The 23,330-nt window shown below is 65.9% G+C and carries 16 protein-coding genes and 2 pseudogenes; 6 read left to right on the top strand and 12 right to left on the bottom strand.

The features are described 5' to 3' along the window. Positions 1-29: 29 nt before the first annotated feature. Complete coding sequence (locus AWC27_RS32475) at positions 30-1,535, bottom strand: acyltransferase domain-containing protein (protein ID WP_245847521.1); 1,506 nt, start codon at positions 1,533-1,535, stop codon at positions 30-32. After that, positions 1,535-2,857, bottom strand: coding sequence for a beta-ketoacyl [acyl carrier protein] synthase domain-containing protein (locus tag AWC27_RS26060; RefSeq protein ID WP_085673268.1), 1,323 nt, complete (start codon positions 2,855-2,857; stop codon positions 1,535-1,537). The genes AWC27_RS32475 and AWC27_RS26060 overlap by 1 nt, the downstream gene beginning before the upstream one ends. A gap of 533 nt (positions 2,858-3,390) precedes the next feature. Here AWC27_RS26060 and AWC27_RS26055 point away from each other — a divergent pair. The 4 genes from AWC27_RS26055 to AWC27_RS26040 all read left to right on the top strand — a co-directional run bounded on the left by AWC27_RS26055 (position 3,391) and on the right by AWC27_RS26040 (position 9,898). Beyond that, on the top strand, positions 3,391-6,294 hold the full coding sequence (locus tag AWC27_RS26055; RefSeq protein ID WP_245847520.1) for an MMPL/RND family transporter: 2,904 nt from the start codon (positions 3,391-3,393) through the stop codon (positions 6,292-6,294). Positions 6,295-6,332: 38 nt separating this feature from the next. Next, positions 6,333-7,082: a thioesterase II family protein gene (locus tag AWC27_RS26050; RefSeq protein ID WP_083112343.1), complete on the top strand. Its 750-nt coding sequence runs from the start codon at positions 6,333-6,335 to the stop codon at positions 7,080-7,082. A 104-nt stretch (positions 7,083-7,186) separates the two neighbouring features. Further along, positions 7,187-8,512 (top strand): wax ester/triacylglycerol synthase domain-containing protein, encoded by a 1,326-nt coding sequence (locus AWC27_RS26045; RefSeq protein WP_139837220.1) that lies wholly within the window; start codon positions 7,187-7,189, stop codon positions 8,510-8,512. A gap of 66 nt (positions 8,513-8,578) precedes the next feature. Further along, positions 8,579-9,898 carry a cytochrome P450 gene (locus AWC27_RS26040; protein ID WP_085673264.1) on the top strand — a complete coding sequence of 440 codons (1,320 nt, stop codon included), beginning with the start codon at positions 8,579-8,581 and terminating at the stop codon, positions 9,896-9,898. Here the strand turns inward: AWC27_RS26040 and AWC27_RS26035 are convergent. Continuing rightward, positions 9,882-11,456: a mannosyltransferase gene (locus AWC27_RS26035; protein WP_085673262.1), complete on the bottom strand. Its 1,575-nt coding sequence runs from the start codon at positions 11,454-11,456 to the stop codon at positions 9,882-9,884. The genes AWC27_RS26040 and AWC27_RS26035 overlap by 17 nt on opposite strands. A gap of 274 nt (positions 11,457-11,730) precedes the next feature. On the opposite strand from AWC27_RS26035, the gene AWC27_RS26025 reads away from it, so the two are divergent. Next, positions 11,731-12,171, top strand: coding sequence for a universal stress protein (locus tag AWC27_RS26025; RefSeq protein WP_083112346.1), 441 nt, complete (start codon positions 11,731-11,733; stop codon positions 12,169-12,171). 5 nt (positions 12,172-12,176) lie between these two features. On the opposite strand, the gene AWC27_RS26020 is transcribed toward AWC27_RS26025, so the two are convergent. The 4 genes and pseudogenes from AWC27_RS26020 to AWC27_RS26005 all read right to left on the bottom strand — a co-directional run bounded on the left by AWC27_RS26020 (position 12,177) and on the right by AWC27_RS26005 (position 15,232). Continuing rightward, a complete protein-coding gene (locus tag AWC27_RS26020) occupies positions 12,177-13,649 on the bottom strand; it encodes a PPE family protein (protein ID WP_085673260.1) in 1,473 nt (490 codons plus the stop codon). Positions 13,650-13,826: 177 nt separating this feature from the next. Next, positions 13,827-14,020, bottom strand: a pseudogene (locus tag AWC27_RS26015) (MBL fold metallo-hydrolase); the annotation flags it as partial. Positions 14,021-14,069: 49 nt separating this feature from the next. Then, positions 14,070-14,516, bottom strand: a complete 447-nt coding sequence (locus tag AWC27_RS26010; protein ID WP_169726867.1) for a nuclear transport factor 2 family protein — start codon at positions 14,514-14,516, stop codon at positions 14,070-14,072. A gap of 29 nt (positions 14,517-14,545) precedes the next feature. Then, positions 14,546-15,232, bottom strand: coding sequence for an MBL fold metallo-hydrolase (locus tag AWC27_RS26005; protein ID WP_085673256.1), 687 nt, complete (start codon positions 15,230-15,232; stop codon positions 14,546-14,548). An 83-nt stretch (positions 15,233-15,315) separates the two neighbouring features. Between AWC27_RS26005 and uvrA the strand changes: the two genes are divergently transcribed. Continuing rightward, complete coding sequence (gene uvrA, locus AWC27_RS26000) at positions 15,316-18,231, top strand: excinuclease ABC subunit UvrA (RefSeq protein ID WP_085673254.1); 2,916 nt, start codon at positions 15,316-15,318, stop codon at positions 18,229-18,231. 58 nt (positions 18,232-18,289) lie between these two features. On the opposite strand, the gene AWC27_RS25995 is transcribed toward uvrA, so the two are convergent. From AWC27_RS25995 to AWC27_RS25975, 5 genes and pseudogenes are all read right to left on the bottom strand, one after another. Continuing rightward, positions 18,290-19,456, bottom strand: a complete 1,167-nt coding sequence (locus tag AWC27_RS25995; protein ID WP_085673252.1) for a winged helix DNA-binding domain-containing protein — start codon at positions 19,454-19,456, stop codon at positions 18,290-18,292. A 4-nt stretch (positions 19,457-19,460) separates the two neighbouring features. After that, positions 19,461-21,170: a serine/threonine-protein kinase PknH/PknJ gene (locus AWC27_RS25990; protein WP_085673250.1), complete on the bottom strand. Its 1,710-nt coding sequence runs from the start codon at positions 21,168-21,170 to the stop codon at positions 19,461-19,463. Further along, positions 21,163-21,393: a hypothetical protein gene (locus tag AWC27_RS25985; protein ID WP_085673248.1), complete on the bottom strand. Its 231-nt coding sequence runs from the start codon at positions 21,391-21,393 to the stop codon at positions 21,163-21,165. The genes AWC27_RS25990 and AWC27_RS25985 overlap by 8 nt, the downstream gene beginning before the upstream one ends. Positions 21,394-21,402: 9 nt before the next feature. Beyond that, the gene (locus tag AWC27_RS25980; RefSeq protein ID WP_276075799.1) at positions 21,403-21,843 is read right to left on the bottom strand and encodes a DUF6653 family protein; all 441 of its coding nucleotides are present in this window, start codon (positions 21,841-21,843) and stop codon (positions 21,403-21,405) included. Between the two features lie 6 nt (positions 21,844-21,849). After that, positions 21,850-23,310, bottom strand: a pseudogene (locus AWC27_RS25975) (alpha/beta hydrolase). Positions 23,311-23,330: the final 20 nt, after the last annotated feature.

Raw genomic sequence — 23,330 nt, 5'->3', positions numbered from 1 at the left:
GCAACCGTCATGCGCCGTTACTGCTTCGGTTAGCTGGCGCGCCACTGGATCGCCGGCATCGGCATTGCCCGGCGCCACGATTGCGACGCCGCAGGAAGGCCGGTTGGCGGGGCTGACCTCGCCGTCCGCGAGCGGCTGCCATTCCTCGGCGAAGACGGCGGGCACCAAGCCGGGAACGGGCGGGAGCGGGTCCGGCGTGGCCCACAGACGCACGGCGCGCATCGGTGCGCTCGGGAATCCCCACAGCGGCTGCTGGCCGCCGACGTCGGCCAGGTCGACCACCGGTAACCCGGATTGGCCACGGCGGCGGCGACGATGCTGGCTGACACGTGCTCGACGAACGGCTCGTCGCGGCGGCCGGAAGTCACCAGCACCGCGTCCTGGACCAGCTCACCCAGGGCATACACCAGTGACGGCTCCGCCGACATTTCGACGAACGTGCCGGCCCCGCGCTGCGCGGCGGTCGCCACGGCGTGGTCGAAACGGACTGTGTTGCGCAGGTTCTGGTACCAGTAAACGGCGAAATCGGTATCGGCCCGGACGACGCCGCCGCGGGCCGAGCTGGCGAACTCCACCGGGGCGTCCAGGAACGCCGATGTGGGCAGCAGGTCGGCAAATGTGGCGCGCAGTGATTCGAGCTTGCTGGTGTGTGCCGGAAAGTCGACGTCGAGCTCGCGGACGAATATGCCGTTCTGCTTGGCCAACCCCACAATGCCGGCCACCGCGTCGCGATCACCGGAAACGACACTCGACGAGGGCGAGTTGACCACCGAGACCTCCAGCCAGCCCGGCGTTTCGGCGATCAGTTGCTCGGCGCGCTCAGCACCGACCCCCAGCACTGCCATGCCGTAGCGGCCTGGAAGCCGGCCGACCACGGTGGCGCGGGCCGCCACGACGGCAACCGCGTCCGGCAGCGCGAGGGCGCCGGCCACATAGGCGGCCGCGACCTCACCCAAACTGTGCCCCACGGTGATGTCAGGCAGCACGCCGCAGCATCGCCACAGCTGCGCCAGGCTGGCGGCGTGCGTGAATTGTGCGCCCTGCACGTGGATTTGCGACCATTGCCGATCGGAATCGGAATCGGAATCGGCCAGCAGATAGGACAGCGGTGACGGCAAACCCGCCGCCGCAAAGGCCTGCGCGCAGCGCTGCGCCTCGGCGCGGTACACCGGAAGCCGCTGATAGGCTTCGGCGCCCATCGACGGCCACTGATTGCCCTGGCCGGGAAAGACGAACGCGGTGCGCGATACGGAGTTTTCCGAGGACCTGGCGACCAGCTGATGCGGTTCATCGGCTGCCAGCGCGCGCAGGCCGGCTTCCAGTTCGGCACGCCCGGCTGCCCGGATGACCGCGCGGTGGCGACGCAGCCGCCGGGTGCTCAGTAAGGTCGAGGCCACGGCCGCGGTGACGTCTTCGGTGCCGCGGTGGTGCTCCAGATAGTCCAGGATGGCAGCGGCGTCCTGACCGATAAGGTCCGGCTCATGTGCGCTGAGCAGTACTGGAAGCCGGTTGTCGGGCAGGCGGTGTGCGGGCATCATGCGGCCTCCGCCATGGAGACGATCAGATGCGCGTTGGTGCCACTGATGCCGAACGCGGAAACAGCGGCGATACGTTGCCCGCCCACGGTGGGCCACGGCGTGAGTTCCTGCGCCAACCGCAGCCCCTGCCGGGGCCAATCGATTTCATTGCTGGCCTCGCCGGCATGCAGGGTCGCCGGAATCGCGCCGTGCTCGGCAGACACCAGAATCTTGGCCAGCCCGAGCCCACCCCCGGCGGCCTGCGCATGGCCGAAGTTGGACTTAACCGAGCCCAAGATCGCGCCGTGGCCGGGCGCGGTGTTGCCGTAGACATCGGCCAGCGACTGCAATTCGGTGCGGTCGCCGAGCTTGGTGCCGGTGCCGTGACCCTCGATCATTCCGACCTGTTCGGGCGACAGGCCGGCTTGGGACAGGGCGCGCCGCAATAGCCGGCGTTGCGCCGTTCCGGACGGCGCGGCCAGCCCCGCACTGCGGCCATCCTGGTTGAGGACGCTGGAGCGGACTTCGGCGACGATTCGATGTCCGGCGCGCAGCGCGGCTGACTTTCTTTGCAACACAAACATCGCCGCGCCCTCGGCCCAGACTGTTCCACTGGCCTGCGCGCTGAAGGGACGGCAGTGGCCGTCATCGGAGAGCGCGTGCTGTTTGGAGAATTCGACGAAGAATCCGGGAGAGCCCATCACGCAGACTCCGCCGGCCAGCGCCATATCGCAGTCACCGGTTCGTACTGACTGCACGGCGACATGCAGCGCCGCCAGCGCCGACGAGCACGAGGCGTCGATCGTCAACGCCGGGCCGGTGAGTCCTAACAAGTAGGAGATCCGGCCGGAGATCACGCCCGAAGCTGTCCCGGTGATCAGCCGGCCGCTATGGCGGGAGAATTCAGCCATCTCCGGCCCGTATCCGGTGAGGTAGGCGCCGACATAGCAACCGACGTCGTGCCCGGCCAAGTCGTCGGGATTGATTCCACTGCTCTGCAGGGCGCGCCATGCGACTCGCAGGGCAACCCGTTGTTGTGGGTCCATCGCGATGGCCTCGTGCCGGGAAATCCCGAAGAATGCGGGGTCGAATGTGGTTGCGCCGGTGAGAAATCCGCCGGAATCATGTATCCGCTTGAACCCGTCTCGGCAAGACCCGGTCAACAGATCGCGAATCGGCCACCCGCGGTCATCGGGAAGCGGAGACAGTCCCTCCCGTTGCTGTGACAGCAATTCCCAATAGCCCTCGGCGGTATCGATACCACCGGGCGCTTCGACGGCCATGCCGACGATGGCGACCGGGTCTTGGTCGAACCCGGTATCCGGATGGTGATCAGACATGGGCAACGACCGCCGCGGTCGGCGGGATGAGACCAAACGCCGCCATAGATCCTCCCCTCGGCTCAACAACTGTGGATATACATCTTTGGCAGGTCAGCGCGGGACCGTGTTGCCGTAGCAACGAAAACCGCTGCGGTGTGCGTACATACGTAAGCGGCGTACGTACGTAAAGCGGTCAGCAGGTTAGATACCCCTGTCGACCGGCGGTAAACGCGGAAAACTTCGAAAGGCTCCTATCTCGTTGTGAACTTCGTCTCCGGGCTCAGGGCTTTCAGACCCGAAGCGATGGCCGGATTGCACATGCGTCTACTTGCTTCGGCCAGCGGCGAATTCGCGCCGTTTCGCTTCGCTTCCTGGACTATTGCGACCGCCAGTCATTTGCTCTCCCGTAAATTCGGTTAACACCAACATCTTTGGCCGGAGTGATCGAAAAGACGATCGAAAATCGTTATGGCACGGGGCATTCCAGTGATTCAACTAACTGCAAATGCTCAAAATCATTGCACGTTATGCCCGAAGCGTAGCCTGGAGAGGTGTTACGCCTTGGTGGCCGGTTGCAGGCCACCGGTTTCCTTTATCGCTGGGCTCGCGTCGTGGTGCGCAGGCCATGGCTGGTCATTGGCTTTTGGGTGGTGCTGGCCGTCGCTCTGTCGGTTACATTGCCGCAACTGACGCAGGTAGTGCGCGAACGTACCGAGGAGATCCTGCCGAGTAACGCCCCGGTGATGGTGGCCACCAGGCAGATGACGGAAGCGTTTCATGAGCCGGAGTCGCAAAACGTCGCCTTGGTGGTGCTCACCGACGAACACGGCCTGACCCGCGCCGACGAAGACGTGTACCGCACGCTGGTGGACCGGCTGCGTCGCGATACCAACGACGTCGCGAGTGTCCACGACTTCATCACCACGCCGGCCCTGCGCAACGTGATGACGAGCGCTGACCACGAGGCGTGGTTCATTCCAATCGGCGTCAGCGGCGACCTCGGTTCGCCGAAGTCCAAAGAGGCGTACTCCCAAATTTCCGGCCTTGTCCAGCAGACGGTCGCCGGATCGACGTTGACCGCGAACACGACGGGCATTGCCGCCACTGTCGCCGAACTGGCCGATATCGGCCAACGCGACATGCGCGTCATCGAACTGGCCACCATCGCCATGGTGCTGTTGATCCTGCTGGTGGTGTATCGCAATCCGCTCACCATGTTGTTGCCGTTGCTCACCATCGGGGTATCGCTGGTGACCGCTCAGCAACTGGTTGCCGGCCTGGCCGGCGTGGGGCTGGGTATCTCAGAGCAGACGGTCGTGTTCATGACCGCGATGATGATCGGTGCCGGGGTCGACTATGCGGTGTTCCTGATTAGCCGCTACCACGAAAAGCTGCGGCAGGGTGTGACGTCCGACGAAGCGGTGGTGGGCGCGCTGACGGGCATCGGCACGGTGATCGCCGCCTCGGCTGCCACTGTCGCGATCACCTTCCTGGGCATGAGCTTCACTCGACTGGAGGTGTTTTCCACCGTGGGGCCGGCGTTGGCCATCTCGATCTCCATCGCGTTTCTGGCCGCGATCACGTTGCTGCCGGCGATTCTCGCGCTGGCCGGGCGGCGCGGCTGGGCCGGACCCAAAAGCGATCTGACCGGCCGCCTGTGGCGGCGTTCGGGAGCTCACATCGTGCGCCGTCCGGTCGCGCATCTGGTCGGTAGCCTGGTCATTCTGGCCGCCTTGGCCTGTTGTGTTCCGTTGCTGCACTCGAATTACGACGCGCGCACGACGCTGCCGCCGTCGGCGAAAAGCAATATCGGCTATGCCGCGATGGACCGCCATTTTCCGGCGAGTTCGATCAATCCGCAGTACCTCTTCGTGCAATCCCCGCACGACCTGCGCAACCCCAAGGCATTAGCTGACCTCGAGCAGATGGCGCAGCGGGTCAGTCAGCTGCCCGACGTCGAGATGGTCCGCGGCGTTACCCGGCCGACGGGTGAACCGCTCGAGCAGGCCAAGCTCAGTTGGCAGGCCGGCGAAATCGGACAGCGGCTTTCCGACGCGTCCTCCCGCATCGCCGGCGCGAACGGCGACCTTGACGCGCTGACCAACGGCGCGCGCAAACTCGCCGACAGTCTGGCGGCCGTGCACAACCGGGTGAGTCAGGCGATCGGGGGCTTGAGCGGTCTGCTCTCGGAACTCACCCGGATGCAGAACCAGCTCGCGGCGGCCCAGACGGTCAGTGCCACCAACAGCAACGAGGTACTGACCCGGGCCGGTTCGGTGCTAGCCGGTCTGAAGGCAAGTCCTGCCTGCACCATGGACCAGCGCTGCAACGAGGCCCTGGGCGAACTGCAGCGGCTCGTCGACACCGGCCGGCCCACCACGGGCCCGAGTGCCTCCAATCAGGAATTGCGGGGATTGCTGGGGCGGGCGGTCCAGGCCATCCGCGCCCTCGACCCGAGCCGGCTGCAGCAGCAGCTGGCAAGTCTGGAGGAGGGGGCCAACGCGCTGGCCAATGGCAGCGAGCAGGTGGCCGCCGGGGTGCGCGAGCTGGTGGATCAAACCAAACAACTCGGCGGCGGCCTGGCCGATGCGTCCGAACTCCTGTTGTCGATGAAGAACAACGCGTCGCAACCGAGCATGTCCGGTTTCTACATTCCGCCCCAGGCGATGAATAGCGCCCAGTTCCAGGAAATGGCTGCGGTGTTCGTGTCTCCCGACGGGCACGCGGCGCGCTACTTGGTGCAATCGAAATTCAAACCGTTCGACAGCAAGGCCATGGATCAGACCAAGGCGATCGTCGGTGCCGCGCGCGGCGCGCAGCCGAACACGTCGCTGGCTGACGCATCGATCGAGATGACGGGCATGACGCCGATGTACAGCCAAATGCGCGACTACTACAACCACGACCTGCGGTTCATCGTGATCATGACCATCGCCGTTGTGTTCCTCATTCTGGCGGTACTGCTGCGGGCGATCGTGGCGCCGCTGTATCTCGTTGCCACCGTCATAGTTTCGTATCTGTCCGCACTGGGCATCGGAGTCATCGTGTTCCAGCTCATCGGTGGCCAGCCGCTGGCGTGGAGTGTGCCCGGAATGGCGTTCATCGTGCTGGTCGCCGTCGGAGCGGACTACAACATGCTGCTGATCTCTCGGATTCGCGCCGAATCGCCGCACGGCATTCGGGCCGGCGTCGTGCGCACGGTGGGTACGACGGGGGGCGTGATCACCTCTGCCGGTCTCATCTTCGCCGCATCGATGTTCGGCATGCTGTTCGGCAGCATCAGCACCATGGTCCAGGCCGGCTTCGTCATCGGCGCCGGGTTGCTGCTCGACACCTTCTTGGTGCGCACCGTCACCGTGCCGGCGCTGGCGGTGCTGGCCGGCAAGGGCAACTGGTGGCCGTCAAAACGGCCCGCCGCGAAAGCCGCTCCCGAGCCGGATCCCGAGCCGGCCTGAACAAGCCACGATCAGATCGAAACAGAATTGAGAGGGACATGACAACGGACAGAACAACATTCGCGCCCTGGATCAAACATGTGCCGGGGCCGGGCCAACAGCCGTATCGCGGCGCCATCGTGGTATTCCCGCACGCGGGAGCGGCCGCGGCCAGCTACCTGAAGTTGGCCAAGGCCCTGGCCGCCGGCAGCGACACGTTCGTGGTGCAGTACCCGCAGCGGGCTGAGCGGCTCGATGACCCGGCGCCGGAAACCATCCACAGCCTGGCCCGCGGTTTGTTCGAGTCGGGCCCCTGGCGCCGGGCCGCGCCGCTGCGGCTGTTCGGGCACAGCATGGGCGCGCTGGTCGCGTTCGAGTTCGCCCGGATCGCCGAACAGCGCGGCACGGCAGTGCAAAAGCTGTGGGTGTCGGCCGGCCCGGTCCCATCGACGGTCGCCGAGTTACCGGAGCTGCCGACCAGCGATGCGCAATTGCTCGCTGACCTCGCTGATCTGGGCGCAACCGACCCGCGGCTGCTGGCCGACGAGGAATTCGCCGAGCTGCTGACCAATGCGGCGCGTTGCGACTATGAAGCGCTCAACCGCTATGACTGCAGCGACGGGGTGCGCATCCGCGCCGACATCCACGCCGTCGGCGGCCGGCAGGATCGCCGCGTCGACGCCGGATCACTGCACCGCTGGGCCCGTCACACCGACGGTTGCTTCACCTCGTCGTTTTTCGACGGCGGGCATTTCTACATCAACGAACACATCAACACCGTCGCTAATCGCGTCATTACCGAGATCTGATCCCGGGTTTGGAGGCAGACCGACCAGTGTCAGTCAAACTACGTGCGGCGCGCCCACTGCGGAACAGCAATGGCCAAGTGCGGCAGGACAATCGGCTCACGCCTATGGATCAAGCCATGTTTCTGTCATTGCGCGCCATCGACCGCGACGCCATCGTGCAATGCGTGTGGCTTTACGAGCACCCCATTAACTTCGACGGGCTGAGGCGCTTTCACCGCAATCTCGCGGACGGCTTGTTGGGGCGGCGCATCGAGCGTTCCCCGCTGCCGTTCGCCCGTCACCGGTGGGTGCGAGATCGGGGACCGGCCGATATCGACGTCGCCGAATCCGCCCGCCCCCGAGCCGAACTCGGCGACTGGATCGACGAACACGCGCAACGGCCGATCGATCCCGAGCGCGGACCCGGTTGGCGTCTCGGAGCCTTGCCGCTGACGGGCGGTGCGACGGCGGTGAGTTTGGTGGCCTCGCATTGCCTGATCGACGGCCTCGGGGTTGTCGGCGCGGTGGCCGATGCGGCGAGCGGCAAAACACGTGATGTGGGCTATCCGCCGCCGTGCTCGCGAACCCGGCTGCGGGGACTTGCTCAGGACGCCCGCCAAACTGTGCAGGAAGTACCCGAAGTGGCCCGGGCAGTTGTCGCGGCGGTGAAGATGGCGCGCCGTCATCCGCATGAGGCAGTACCTTCTGAACCTTCGCCGACGGTCGCCCGTCCCTGCACCGACGGCGATGAACGCGTTGCGGTTCCGGCCATCGCAATCCACATCGACGAGGCGGTTTGGGACGAACGCGCGCGGGAGCTGGGTGGCACCAGTCACCATCTAGCCGCAGGACTGGCCGCCAAACTCGGCGAGCGCATGGGGCGCCGACGTGCCGATGACGGCCCGATCACCTTGCAGCTGCCGCTCAGCGATCGCACCGAAGACGACACTCGCGCCAACACGCTGTCGTTTGTCAGCATCGACATCGACCCGACCGGGGTGACCACCGATCTGACCGATGCCCGCGCGGCCATCAAGCGGACGTTCGAGACCTTGCGAGCAGCCCCAGAAGAGGTGTCGCCCACCCTTCCCCTTACCCCACTGGTGCCGTTCACCCCCAAGCGGGTGCTGAAACGGGTCACCGAGGCGGCATTCGCCTACTCCGATCTACCGGTGGCCTGCTCAAGTCTGGGCGACCTGACCGCCATGGCTGGGTGTCCTGACGGCACCGAGGCCGAGTATGCGTTTGGGCGCGGGGTGATCCAACGCGTTATGCGTCAGCAGCTCGAGCAGGCACAGGGCGAACTTTCGTTGTGGTTCTTGCGAATTGGCGGCAAGATGTGCATCACCGTCGGGGCCTACCAACCGGGCGCAAGCAACTCCAAGCCGGAACTGCGCCAGCTGGCAGCACAGACGCTGGCCGAGTTCGACCTCACCGCGGTGATTGAGTAAGCGGCATCACAAACCTCTACATTTTGTTAACTGTTTTGCAGGTGTTGTGTTGGGTAGTCCTGGGGCATGGGTGAGTTGCACTTGCCGCCGGCGCCGCCGCGGATGATGCCCAGAGCGCTGCAGGGCATAGCCTTCTTCACGGCGCGTCGGTGGGCCACCGAGCAACTTGCGCGCCGATACGGCGGTGCTTTCCGGCTTGACGTCCCGGTGTTCGGCCGGCTGGTGATCGTCACTGACCCCGCGTTGGCGAAGCAGGTGTTCACCAGCGGCACAGAGGATCTGGGAGCCATTCAGCCTAACCTGAGCCGGCTGCTGGGCTCGGGCTCGGTGTTCGGGCTCGACGGTGCCGATCACCGCAGCCGGCGCAAGCTGCTGGCACAGCCGTTCCACGCCGCAAACATGAAGAATTACGAACGGATCGTCGAACAGGAAACGCTTCGGGAAATCGAAAGCTGGCCCGAGGGAGAGGCATTCGCCACCCTGGCCCCGATGAAACGAATCACCCTCAACGTCATCTTGCGCGCCGTCTTCGGGGCCGAAGGTGAGGACATCGACCGGTTGCGTGAAGTTATCGTGCCATGGGCCAAACTGGGTTCACGACTGTCGATGCTGCCGATGCCGAAGCGAACTTACGGTCGCTACCTGCCGTGGGCCCGGCTGGCCGAATGGCGGCGCAAGTACGACACCCTTATCGATAGAGTGATCGACAAAGCTCAGACGGACCCGCATCCAGAGGGCCGTACCGACATCCTTTCGTTGCTGCTGCGCAGCGCCTACGCCGACGGCTCGGCAATGTCGCGATCCGACATCCGGGACGACCTGCTCACCCTGCTCGTTGCCGGGCACGAAACCACCGCAACCACTTTGGCGTGGGTGTTCGAACGGCTGAGTCGCCGGCCCGACGTGCTCTCGGCGCTCGTCGAGGAGGCAGGCACCGACGATAACCAACTGCGGCACGCGGCAATCTACGAGGTGCAGCGCACCAGGTCGGTGATCGACTTCTCCGGCCGGCGGGTGCGGGCACCGATATTCCAGCTCGGCGAATACGTCATTCCCGCGGGTTACTCCATCGTCGTGAGCATTTCGCGGTGCCACGCCAGCCCGGACGCGTTTCCCGCGCCCGATCGCTTCGATCCCCGGCGTTACCTCGAAGGTAGGCCGTCGCCATTTGCGTGGATTCCATTCGGCGGCGGAACGCGGCGTTGCGCGGGGGCGGCCTTCGCCAAGATGGAGATGAACGTGGTGCTGCGAACGATCTTGCGCCACTTGACGATTGAGACCACCTCAGCGCCGCCGGAAAAAGTACGGGCCGGCGGCCTCGGGATCGTTCCGAAAGACGGTGGGCGAATCGTGGTGCACCGGCGTGCGGCTATCGCGTTGACTTGACGACCTGCGAATAGTGGAACTGCCACCGCTCGACGATGTGGAAGCCGAGGTAGCTGGGGAATAGGTAGGCCGGCGCCCGGCCGAAAGCCGTTCCGGGAGATAACGATTGGCCAACTTGATGATCGGGCAGTGACTTGTCGCGGTTGGTGATCGTCCACACCGTGGCGCACTTGTTGATCTTGGCCGTCGTCAGCCACACGGCTACGTGGCCATCCCACAGCGCGCCGACCTTGGGTCCGTAGTAGCCGCGCTCGACGTCGATCAGCGATTTGAACGCCCCGGGCCGGGTAGCCAGCAGTGCGCGAATCGGCCCCGGCCGCCAGGGCACGGTGTTGTCCACCACCAGACAGTCTCCTGCCGCGGCATGGGCGCTGATCACATCGGCGACCTGGCTGTAGTCCCAGCCCTCCTTGGCGTACGGCCCGCGCTGGGTGAAGTAGTAATTGGGGAAGGCGGCGACGGCGAATAGCACCAGCACACCGGCAATGGGCCACGGCTTGCGAGCCAGTCTGACGATGCAGACGGCCAGGACTATGGCCGCCGCCGGAGTCGTCAAGATCAGATAGCGCGGGTAGTACATCGGTTCGACGGTCGCCGAGTAGATCAGCACGGCCGCGTTGGGCACGACGATCCACATGACGCACAGCAGCAGCAGCCGGCCCGTCGCCTTGGCTGGGCCGGCGCCCTTGACCAGACGCATCACGATGGCGGCCAGGACGACGACACCGGACAGGATCGCGAACGGGACGCTGTGATCGAAGTACTGCCGGTGCACCACGTCCAGGAACAGGTTTCGGGTGAGCCCGGAGATCCACGCGACCTGAAAAACCTGGCCGTGGGCGAACAGCACGAACGGCGTCATGGCCCCGAGCGCGACCGCAGTGCTGACCATCCACCAGATGACCGGGGACTTGCGAGACTTCCTGGGCGCCAGCACCGGCAGCATCGCGGCGTGTACCAGCACCAGCAGGGCCAGGTTGATGCTCACCAGGATCGACAGCATCAGCGCCAGCGCATAGAGCAGCCAGAGCCACGGCCTGTTGCGTCGCACGGCGGTGACCAGCAATACGGTCAGCCAGACCGCGGCCGTCACCGACAAGGCCGACGAGCGGGCCTCGATACCGGCCCATGTCACCCGGGGCAGGATGGCGAAGATGACGCCCGCGCACAGCGCGGTCGTCCGGCTTTCCCCGACGAATTGCTTGGTGAAAACCACCACCCCGGCGGCGGCGGCGCCGATGGCCACCGCGCTGGGTGCCCGGGACCAGAACTCCGTCGGCGGAAACACGGTGAACCAGCCGTGCATGAGCAGGTAGTAGAAGCCGTGTACGGCGTCGATATGGCCCAGCAGTTTCCACAGCTCCGGCAGCGTCCGGCTGGCTGAGGCGGTGATCGTCGCGCCCTCGTCGAACCACAGCGATGGCCTGCCTGCCCATGCCGCGCTGACCACCGTGGCCAGCACGAATATCGCCAGCGGGTCGAGGCGCCTGCCGGGCGGGCGTGCGGGCGTGTCTTCGTGATCGCCGGCATGGCGTTCCACGAGAGTCGACGAGGACATGATGCTTGTCACTGTATGACCCGTGGCATCAGCCTGCTCACCAGCGGTTCCATCCTTGATGCGGTGCGGCCGGGGGAAACGCTGCGCACAAACGTGCTGGCCGTGGCATCTGCATGCGGTCGAGCTGTCATCGTCGGAATTGTCTGTTGTTCGGCTCGGGGCTGGCAAATGCGGGTTGCGCCACGCCGCCGGTGTGTGGGTAATCTGACCTATCTTCATCCGGCAACGCGATACTGTCTTGGGTTGGCTGAGCAAACCGACACTGGGAGGGTAAATGGGCGCCTATCAGACCGTGGTGGTAGGTACGGACGGCTCGGATTCGTCGATGCGCGCGGTCGACCGGGCGGCGAGGATCGCCGGCGCAGACGCCAAGCTGATCATCGCGTCGGCGTACCTGCCCCAGCACGAGGATGCCCGGGCGGCCGACGTGCTCAAGGAAGAAAGCTACAAGGTGACGGGCACCGCCCCGATCTACGAGATCCTGCACGACGCCAAAGAGCGCGCGCACAATGCCGGCGCCAAGAACGTCGAAGAGCGGCCCGTCGTCGGCGCTCCGGTCGACGCGCTGGTGCACTTGGCCGAGGAGGAGAAAGCCGACCTGCTGGTCGTCGGCAACGTCGGTCTGAGCACCATCGCGGGCCGGCTGCTGGGCTCGGTACCGGCCAACGTCTCGCGGCGTGCCAAGGTCGACGTGCTCATCGTGCACACCACATAGGGGCATTAGCCGCGGGGCGGGTCGCTTCCTATCGATTCGCGGGCCCAAATCGCCATAGAGCGCATCAGCACATCGCGCTCCATCGCCAACTCCGAGATCTGCCTGCGCAGATCGTTGATCTCGTCACGCAGGTTCTCACTCAGCGCAGCCTCACCGGCTTGAGCACGCTGATCAGCCCAGGCGGAGTCACCTTGCGCGCCGCCGGGCAGCGCGCGAGCCACTTGCGGGATCACGCTGGGCCGGAGGCCGTACCGGGCGGGCGTCTGGCTGCCCGACTGCACGGCGCCACCGGCTGCGGCGGCACCGGCGCCGCGTTGCGCGGCGGCGCTTCGGGTCGCGGCCCAGCCGCCCCCGGCGGCGCCGCCCCCACCGGCCGCGGCCGCCATCAGACTGCCCGACAGCATCCCGCCCAACCCAGGTCCCATGCCGTCGGGCGCGGGCTCGGAGAAGCCGGCCAGGGTGGGTTGGGGTATCGCGGTGACGGCGCGCGAGGTTCCCGGCGCCGATTGTGCCCAGGCCTGCGGTACCGACAACCCGCCGACCGAGGCCGCCCGACCGGCGCCAGCCAGCACCGGGGCGCGGCCCAGCGTCGAGCCGGAGCCCACGACACCGGCTGCGCTGGGCAGGGCTGCGGCGGCGGCCTCGGGCCCATACGCACCCGCGGCCGCTAAGGGCCCGACTAGTCCGTTGACCGGGCCCTCCAGCACCGGGCCGAGGATGAACAGGACACCACTGGCCACGAACGTCCAGCCACTGATGAAATTCAGGAACTCTCCGGCTGTCACGTCCTGCAGCGCCGTGGTGAAGGGTGCCAGCGCCGCCCCGGTCGCCATTGCTTGCAGCACGCTGGGCAGGGTCGAGATCAGCTGAGATAGCGCCGCCGAGTTGGAGCCGGCCGCCGAGCCGGCCGCCTGAGCCACGGCGCTGGCCTGGGCGCCCACTCCGGCCGGGTTGGTGTTCTGCGGCGGTGCCAGGAACGGCGTCAGCCTCGTCGCGGCCGCCGACCCGATCGCGTAGCCGTACATCGTGGTCGCGTCCTGTGCCCACATCTCGGCGTACACCGTCTCGGTTGCCGCGATGGCCGGGGTGTTCTGGCCGAAGATGTTCGTCGCTACCAGCGCCGCCAACATTGCCCGGTTCTCGGTGACCAACGCCGGCGGCACAGTCGCCGCGAAGGCCGCCTCGAAGGCCATGGCCGCCGCTCTGGCCAGGTTGGCCGCTTGCCGTGCCTGCTCGCCAGTGCTGCTCATCCACGCCTGGTAGGGCGTGGCCGCCGCGGCCATCGACATCGCCGCCGGACCCAGCCATGGTTCACGCAGCAAACCGGACACCACCGCCCGGTAAGAGGACGCCGCCGACGCTAGCTCCGCACCCAGCGTGTCCCACGCGGCCGAGGCCGCCCACATCGGACCCGATCCGGGTCCCGTGTACATCCGTAGGGAGTTGATCTCAGGCGGCAACGCAGCAAAATCAATCATTGTTCGCCAATGAGTGCGAATGCGTCATCGCATCCTCCGATCAGCGGGCGCAGCGAAGAATGTGTCGGTTGCCGGTCAACCGAATGCTAGGGCCTGCCGCGGCGCAGATGGGGCCATTTGGCCGGGGTTTCTCCCGCGACGCTGACTTGCGTTGCGCGCGGGCCGGGCGATCGGTGCTTACCAGCCGCGCTCGCGCCATTCTCCGAGGTGCGGCCGCTCGGCGCCCAGCGAGGTGTCGTCGCCGTGGCCGGGATAGACGACGTGCGGTCGTCGTACACGTCGAATACCCGGGTGGTGACGTCCTCGAGCAGCTGGGCGAAGTCGCCGGGCTGCCAGGTCTTGCCGACACCGCCGGGAAATAGGCGGTCGCCCGGTCATTCACGTCAGCCGCTGCCGAGCTGACTGTCGGGGCTGTCGGGGTTAGTCGGTGCCGACGTCGAGGCCTGGTGCGGGTGTACCGAGTGCCGCGGCTTGGGCGAGTGTCAACTCAGGCACGAGTCGGGCAAGCAGGGGTACCCGGTCGCCGTAGGCGCGCCCACGCAGAACGCGGTCACCACGCAGGGTCACGCAGTAGACCGTGCCCCAGTCCAGAACGTCTCCTCCGCCTGGCCGACCGCTATTGCGGGCTTCGACGAAAACCGTGCCGTCACACTCGGCCCAATGGGCGATTTCGAAACGAAACTCCGGCACACCTGCGAGGTAGGTGCTCATGTACGCGCGGACCTGGTCACGGTGTAGCGGCGCGGCCATGCCGGGGTGTAGCACGGTCCCTTCCGCCGGATCGAAGAGATCCTCGTACTTGTCGGGATCTGGCGCATCGCCGAAATCCGCGAATCGTGCGAGGAAGCTCTTCACATCAGCGTTCACGCCGTCACCGTACTTCGGGGCGCTGACCGTCACCAGCCACGCTCGCGCCACTCCGCCAGCTGGGGCCGCTCCTCGCCGAGCGTGGTGTCGTCGCCGTGGCCGGGGTAGATGACCGTGTCGTCGCGGTACACGTCGAAGACCTTCGTCTCCAGGCCGGTCATCAGGGAGTCGAACTCCTCCGGATTAGTTGTCCGTCCAGGACCGCCCGGGAACAGGCAGTCGCCGGTGAACAACTGGGTGACATCGCCGGTCGCGGGCCCGTCGAGGGCGAGCGCCACCGATCCCGGGGTGTGCCCGCGCAAATGGATGACGTCGAATGTGAGCTCGCCGACTTGCACGGTGTCACCGTTGGCCAGCAAACGATCCGGCCGGACCGGCAGCGGCTCGGCGTCGATCTCATGGGCCGCGGTCGGCGCGCCGCTGGCCTCGGTGACCGCTTCCAGCGCCTGCCAGTGATCGAAGTGCTGATGGGTGGTCACGATCAGCGACAGCTTCGGTGCGTACCGTCGGATCAGGTCGATCAGGATGTCGGCGTCGTTAGCGGCGTCGATCAGCAACGTTTCTCCGGTCGCGGAACACGTCACCAGGTAGGCGTTGTTGTCCATGGGGCCTACGGACGCTTTCACAATCGTGGCACCGGGCAGGGTCCGACGAGCCGCGGTCCCTGGATCGACGTGTCCGGTGTAGTTGTCTGAAGGCTCGTGGGCGACGGTCATAGGCGTCAGGTTACTGGTCTTCGAAGGCTTGTCGGTATGGCCACATAGCATGGGGAACGAGCTTTATCTGTGGAGGGAACCGAGTGGCAGATCGCCTCATTGTCAAAGGCGCGCGTGAGCACAACCTGCGTGGTGTCGACCTCGATCTACCCCGCGACTCGCTGATCGTTTTCACCGGGTTATCGGGCTCGGGCAAGTCGTCGCTGGCTTTCGACACCATCTTCGCCGAGGGTCAGCGGCGTTATGTGGAATCGCTGTCGGCCTATGCCCGCCAGTTCCTGGGTCAGATGGACAAGCCGGACGTCGACTTCATCGAGGGGCTTTCCCCGGCGGTGTCCATCGACCAGAAGTCGACCAACCGCAATCCGCGGTCGACCGTCGGGACCATCACCGAGGTGTACGACTACCTGCGTCTGCTTTATGCCCGTGCGGGCACGCCACACTGTCCGGTGTGCGGCGAGCGCATTGCCCGCCAGACACCCCAGCAAATCGTTGATCAGGTGCTGGCCATGGCCGAGGGCACCCGCTTCCTGGTGCTCGCCCCGGTGGTGCGCACGCGCAAGGGCGAATTCGCCGACCTGTTCGACAAACTCAACGCACAGGGCTACAGCCGGGTGCGGGTCGACGGTGTGGTGCATTCGCTCACCGATCCGCCGAAGCTCAAGAAGCAGGAAAAGCACGACATCGAGGTGGTGGTGGACCGTCTCACCGTCAAGGCCACCGCGAAGCAACGCCTCACCGATTCGGTGGAGACCGCGCTGAACCTCGCCGACGGGATCGTGGTGCTGGAATTCCCGGACGGCGGGGGCGAAGACCACGCCGGTCCCCGCGAGCAACGGTTCTCCGAAAAGCTGGCCTGCCCCAACGGGCACTCCTTGGCAGTGGACGACCTGGAACCGCGGTCGTTCTCTTTCAACTCGCCCTACGGCGCCTGCCCGGAGTGCGTCGGTCTGGGCATCCGCAAGGAGGTCGACCCCGATCTGGTGGTGCCCGACCCGGAGCTCACCCTGGCCCAAGGTGCGGTGGCGCCGTGGTCGACGGGCCACACGGCCGAGTACTTCACCCGCATGATGGCCGGCCTGGGCGACGCTATGGGTTTCGACGTCGACACTCCATGGCGAAAGCTGCCGGCCAAGGCGCGCAAGGCGATCCTGGAAGGTTGCGACGAGCAGGTACACGTGCGCTACCGCAACCGCTATGGCCGAACCCGTTCGTACTACGCGGATTTCGAGGGCGTCCTGGCGTTCCTGCAGCGCAAGATGGCCCAAACCGAGTCCGAGCAGATGAAGGAACGCTACGAGGGCTTCATGCGTGACGTGCCCTGCCCGGTGTGCGAGGGCACCCGCCTGAAGCCGGAGATCCTGGCGGTGACGCTGGCCGGGGGATCTGCGGGGGAGCAGAACCATAAGTCCATCGCCGAAGTCTGCGACCTATCCATCTCCGATTGCGCGGACTTCCTTAACGCGCTCACCTTGGGGACGCGGGAAAAGGCGATCGCCGGGCAGGTGCTCAAGGAAATTCAGTCGCGGCTCGGCTTCCTGCTCGACGTCGGGCTGGAGTATCTATCGCTGTCCCGTGCGGCGGCCACGCTGTCCGGCGGTGAGGCCCAGCGTATTCGGCTGGCGACCCAGATCGGCTCCGGCCTGGTCGGTGTGCTGTATGTGCTCGACGAGCCGTCGATCGGGCTGCACCAGCGCGACAACCGTCGGCTCATTGAAACCCTCACCCGGTTAAGGGATTTGGGCAACACGCTGATCGTCGTCGAACATGACGAGGACACCATCGAGCACGCCGACTGGATCGTCGACATCGGGCCCAGGGCCGGCGAGCACGGCGGCCGTATCGTGCACAGCGGGCCCTACAGCGAGTTGCTGCGTAACAAGGAGTCGATCACCGGCGCCTACTTGTCGGGCCGGGAGTGCATCGAGATTCCCGCGATCCGGCGTCCCGTCGACGCAAAGCGCCAAATTACCGTCGTCGGTGCCCGCGAACACAACCTGCGCGGCATCGACGTGTCCTTCCCGCTGGGCGTGCTGACCTCGGTGACCGGTGTGTCCGGTTCGGGTAAGTCCACGTTGGTCAACGACATCCTGGCCGCGGTGCTGGCCAACAAGCTCAACGGCGCCCGCCAAGTGCCGGGCCGGCATACCCGAGTCACCGGGCTGGACCATCTGGACAAGCTGGTGCGGGTCGACCAGTCGCCGATCGGGCGCACCCCGCGATCCAACCCCGCCACCTACACGGGGGTCTTCGACAAGATCCGCACGCTGTTCGCGGCCACCACCGAAGCCAAAGTTCGCGGGTATCAACCGGGCCGGTTCTCCTTCAATGTCAAGGGTGGCCGCTGCGAAGCGTGCACCGGTGACGGCACCATCAAGATCGAGATGAACTTCCTGCCCGACGTGTACGTGCCCTGCGAAGTTTGTCAGGGAGCCCGCTACAACCGGGAGACGCTCGAGGTGCACTACAAAGGCAAGACCATCTCCGAGGTGCTCGACATGTCGATCGAGGAAGCCGCGGAGTTCTTCGAGCCGATCAGCGGCATTCACCGGTACCTGCGCACGCTGGTGGACGTGGGCCTGGGGTATGTCCGGCTCGGCCAGCCCGCCCCGACCCTGTCCGGGGGCGAGGCGCAGCGGGTCAAGCTGGCATCGGAACTGCAGAAGCGCTCGACCGGCCGCACCATCTACATCCTCGACGAACCCACCACGGGATTGCATTTCGACGATATTCGCAAGCTGCTGACCGTCATCAACGGCCTTGTCGACAAAGGCAATACGGTGATCGTCATCGAACACAACCTGGACGTGATCAAGACATCGGACTGGATCGTCGACATGGGTCCAGAGGGCGGTGCCGGCGGTGGAACCGTTGTCGCCGAAGGCAGCCCGGAAGATGTTGCCGCGGTGCCGGAAAGCTACACCGGCAAGTTCCTCACCGAAGTCGTCGGGCGCGCACCCGCAAGGCCGCCGCGCCGGCGCCGCAAAGCCAGCGCCTAGCTGGACCACCGCGACAAATAACGTACGCGCACAACACACCGTAAAACGTGTTCGGCGTTTATATCTCGCGAACTGTTTTGGACAGCGGGGACGGGAAACGCGGGTTGATCCGAACCCCGTCCAGCCACGAGGTGAGCTCGTCGGCCCGGCGTTGCAGGGCGCGCCGCCCGTCGCGTCCGGGGTCTTCCAACAGCTGCAACTGGACTCGGGCATCGGCGTCCTGATACCAACCGCCCACCACGCGTCCCGTCCACCACGCTGTGGGTCCGGCGTTGCCGTTGCTGTCGAAAACCTGGCCGCGGTGCTGGCCGAGATACCAGTCCCGGTCATACCATCCCATGGTGGTCGCGTCCAGCCCAGGCAGCAGCGCGCCCCATGGCGCCACCTCCGGCTCGGGTTCGAGGTCGTCGGCGAGCGCGTAACCGGGGCTGCCGTCCACGTCGACTTCCGCCGCCCCTATGTCGGCCAACGTTTTCCGGACCGCGGTCAAGGTGCTGCCGAACCACCATTTGATGTCGGCGACGGTCGCGGGACCGCACGCGCGTAGCCAGCGGCGGGTGAGTTCGGCGTGGGGGCTCTCGATGTGTTGCGAGCCGGACCCGGTAAGCCAGTCACCGGTGGTGATCCATCGCGGCCGCGATGCGGTCCAGGCGCCGTCGTTTGGTCCGCGCACGATATCGCCACGGGCCGACAGCACCGTGAGCACCCGCGGCGCAATCGAAACCGCACCGCCATAACGCTTTCCCGGCGCCGGGTCGTAGGTTCCGGCCAGTTCGGGCAGCGCGGTTCGCAACTCGGTGCTGCTGGCGGCCCCGTGTTCACGCAGATAGCGCAGTATCGCGGCGCTGCCCGCCTCGAGCCAGCGCTCACCGTCGGTGGCTACACCCGCCTTCTGCACGTCGCCGATCAGACGCCGGCGTTCGTTGCCGGCTACCCGGTCGCTGACCGCCGGCTGAATCAGCGCAAGGTCCTCGGAGCTGACCACCCATAGTGTGCGTCGCATCGCGAGATGCTTTACCACAGAACGGGTTTCATACAATTCACGATCGAGGTCCGCGGTCGCGAAACCCGGTGCGCGTGCCCATAGCGACAGATAGGGCGTGGCCGGATCGGTGGCGTGCAGTCCCACCAATCCGGCGATGACTTGAGTCACCGGCTGGGTTTCGGAAAGAAAATGCCTGCGCGCCAGTCTGTTCCGACGCTCGGCGATGCTGAAGTTCCGCATACTGCTACTTCGACACCTTGGCCGCCATCGCGTTGGCTATCAGCCGGGCCTGGTTGATGGTTCCGGGTGCGCAGACGTTGACGTCGAGAACGATGTTGGATACCGCGCTCAGGACGTGCTGGCAAACCACCGGGCTATCGGCCAGGGTGCGTTCCAGCGCGATATTGGGCGGATTGCCGCTGACACCCCCGAATGTCCAGTGAGAGGTGTTGCCATTGTTGACTTGGGTCACCGATTTTCCGGCGCAGTATCGCCACCCGTCGGCTTGAGTCGCCACAAATCCGGCCGCCTGGTCAGCCGAGGCGAAAATCACCGCGCCCTGGACTACCACGTAGCCCGGGTTGCTGTTGGGCTTCTTCATCAGCTGCGCGAGCATGCCCGTGTAGCCGCTGCTCTTGTACGTCCCGGTTTGGTAGCCGATGAGGGCGCCGAGGCAGCGATCGTCCGACAACGTATTCTCCGGTCCGGGATCTGTCATCTCGGTTACGTTGTGGTCGACGACGATGCCCGTCGTAGCGATGATGGCGTTTATCTGTTCGGGGCCTAGTAGAAGCGAATTCAGTTGCACGGGAGTAACATTCGCGGAGGTAGTAGGTGTGCTGGCCGAAGTGGTGACGGCCGCGCTGGTGGTCGTGGTCTGGCCGATGGGCTTGTCGCCTGCGGTGTTGCCCACTGTCAGCCAGATGCCGGTGCCGGCGACGACGAACACGACCACCAGGACAGCCGCCAGCACCAGCCACCAGTTGCGTTTGGGGGACGGAGTCCACCGGGGCGCCGGCGCGGGGGGAGGCCAGGGATGCTGGGGGAGAGGGCCACTCGGTGTGGGGACGTACTGCTGGGTGTGCGCGAGCATGGTGACGGCTCGTTCCCGGTCCGGAACGCTGAGCGCCTGCGCAGCCGCACGTGCCAGCTCTCCGGCGGTGAGGTAGCGCTGAGCGGGATTCTTGGCCATGCCGCGGGCGATGACCTCGTCGAAAGCTCCTGAGACGTCTTGACGTTGCAAACTGGGGCGTGGAATGGGTTGCATGAGATGTGCACCCATCAGCGTGCTGAGGTTCTGGGTTTGGTAAGGCGGCGTACCGGTGAGGCATTCGTAGAGGACGCAGGCCAGAGCGTAAATATCGGAACGGTAGGTGATGTCGTCGTCGCCGAACCGTTCTGGCGCCATGTAGCTCCAACTACCCACTGCGCTACCGGTTTTGGTGAGGTGTTGGTCGGTGGCCGCCGCGGCGATCCCGAAGTCGACCAGGTAAGCGAAGTCGTCGCCGGTGATCAGAATGTTCTCCGGTTTGATATCGCGATGCACGACACCGCAGCGGTGCGCGGCATCGAGCGCCGCGGCGACTTGGCTGACGATCGCTACCGCGCGCGGCGGGGATAGCGCTCCGCCGCGCGACAACAGTGACCCGAGGTCGGCGCCCTCTATGAAGCGCATGTCGATGAACAGCTGTCCATCGATCTCACCGAAGTCGTGAATGGGTACGATGTGGGGCTCTTGCAGGCGACCGGCGGTGTGTGCCTCACGTTGCATCCGCCGGCGAAATGCCCCGTCCGAGTTGTACTCCGGAGCCATGAGTTTGAGCGCGATGGTGCGATCTTTGACGGTGTCGTGCGCCTCGTAGACTTCGCCCATGCCGCCGCGGCCCAGTAGTCGTCGCAGGCGGTAGGGCCCGAATTGGGTGCCGGCCCGCGACGTCGGCACGGTATCACTCATCGGTGCGCATCGACTCCCGGATCTGCGCCAGGCGTTCGGCCGCCGCGCGCTGCCGCTTCTCGTACTGCTTTTCGACGGTCTGTGCTTCGGCCGTCTCGGCATCGAGCTCCGCAGCGCCCTGTGCGGTGGCGAACCGGTTCTCGATCTTGTCCCGCACGGATTCGAACGTCGGTACGCCGGTGCTGTCGTAGCCGGGATCGGGAGCGGCTGGTTCGTCGGGCATGCCGCCACGTTACTGCGGCGGTGCGACCGCCTGTTGTTGCCCGCGATCGTAATAGCACACCATCTGCTGCCAGTAGACCATCGTCAGCGCCATTTGCGTGGCGGTCGCGACAGCCGCCGGCCGCAGTCTACGACGGCGTGCGGCGATCACCGCGACCACCGATATCACCGAGCTCAAACCGCTGACCAGCATGGCGGCGTCGCGGGGCCGGCGGGTGATCCATAGCTCCTCGCCCAGCATCGCCCGCGTCGCCCAGGCACGTTCGTGACGCGGTTTGCCGAAGACGAAGGGATTGACCGCCAGCCACCCGACGAGCAGCACAGCGTGGCTGCGTCGCCGCGTCCAAACCGGGACCAACGTCAGCGGGGTGCTCGCCCAGCGCGTCCAGGCGCTCCACGGATTGCAGTGCCGGGCAAAAATCGCCCGGCGCACGCTTGCGACCGATGTCATTCGCGGCTATCGCCCGGCGGTGACGAATTGCCCGGCTGGTGCGGCCGTGCCGGGCAACGGAATCCGGGGCACCCCCGGCGTTTGCAGCTGGCCGGCCAGCCAAGGCAGAGCCGAGGCGAAAACCTGGTCGGCAAACGGCCAGTCGTGTTTGCCGGGATGAGAGATGACCGCGCAATCGATTCCATTGGTCCGGCCGAGTGCGCACAGCGCGTTGGCTGCGGCGGTCTGGTTGCTGGGATTGGCGGCGGCATCGCGTCCGGCCTGACGCATGGTGGGGGTGTCTGCGATCGCGTTGTCGCGGCGCACCGATGCCTGCGCAGAGATCGCGAACCACCCCGAAATCCCGGTATACGGGCCATGCCGGGTGATCACCGTCGTCGGGTCGAATGACGCCCAGGCGTCGGCGTTGCCGCCAAACAGCCTGCTAATGGTTTCGGCCTTGTTTCCCGCATTCGGGTAAAAGTCCCCGGCGACGTCGACGAACGCACTGAACAGTGTGGGATGCATGACGGTCAGGTCCACTGCGCAGGTGCCGCCCATCGACCAGCCCACGATGCCCCAGCTGGCCTGTTCGCGACTTACCCCGAACTTCGAAACCATGAACGGCACCACGTCCTTGGTCAAGTGGTCGGCTGCGTTACCGCGGCTTCCGTTGACGCATTCGCTGTCGTTGTTGAACGCGCCACCGGAATCGACGAACACCAAAACGGGGGCGTTGCCGTGGTGGGTGGCCGCAAAGTCGTCGATCGTCTTGATCGCGTTGCCGGCTCGCGCCCAGTCGGCGGGCGTGTTGAATTGGCCGCCGATCATCATCACCGTCGGCAGCGCCGGTGGCGGATTACTGGCGAACCAGGTCGGCGGCAGGTACACCAGTTCGCCGCGATGCCTGAAATGCGATGCGGCCGAGGAGATGGCCACCGGTACCACACTGCCGTGCGACGGCAGCGCCCCTTTGCCGGCCATCGCGTCGACGGTGGCCTGGTCGGTCTGGTCGGGCAGGGGACCGGAGGTGAGCTGGTTCCAGGCCGCCTGCACCGTCGGGAAGTAACCAACCCACAGGTTCAGCGTCAAACCTGCGCTGAGCAGACACAGCGGCACCGCCAGCAGAGATGCGCCGCGGCGCCATCGCCGTGCGCTGCGCCAGCCAAGGACCAGCACGGCGGCGGCTACGCCGGTCATGGCGATCCAGATCCACAGCGCCCTCGGCGCCGGCTCACTGGCAAGACCGTGCGCGGTGACATACCAGCGGGTCCCGTAGACCGCCGCAACCCCGGCGATGGCGGCCACCGGCAGCCACCGGTGCCGCCAGCGACGGGACCGCCATCAAATGGTTGCCGCCAGCACGATGGCGGTCACCACCTGGACGATGGTCGGCACCCAGCCGTGCATGAGCGATATGTGGCCACTTGCCAGCGACTGCGGTGCGACTAACGACGTCGGCGCTGTCACAGTTTCATTCTGGTCGATGGTGATCCGCGCGCGACCTT

Origin of the sequence: Mycobacterium szulgai (genome assembly GCF_002116635.1) — a bacterium.
Classification (GTDB): domain Bacteria; phylum Actinomycetota; class Actinomycetes; order Mycobacteriales; family Mycobacteriaceae; genus Mycobacterium; species Mycobacterium szulgai.
The sequence above is the reverse complement of the archived record's forward strand: the minus strand, read 5'-3'. Positions and strand labels throughout refer to the sequence as shown.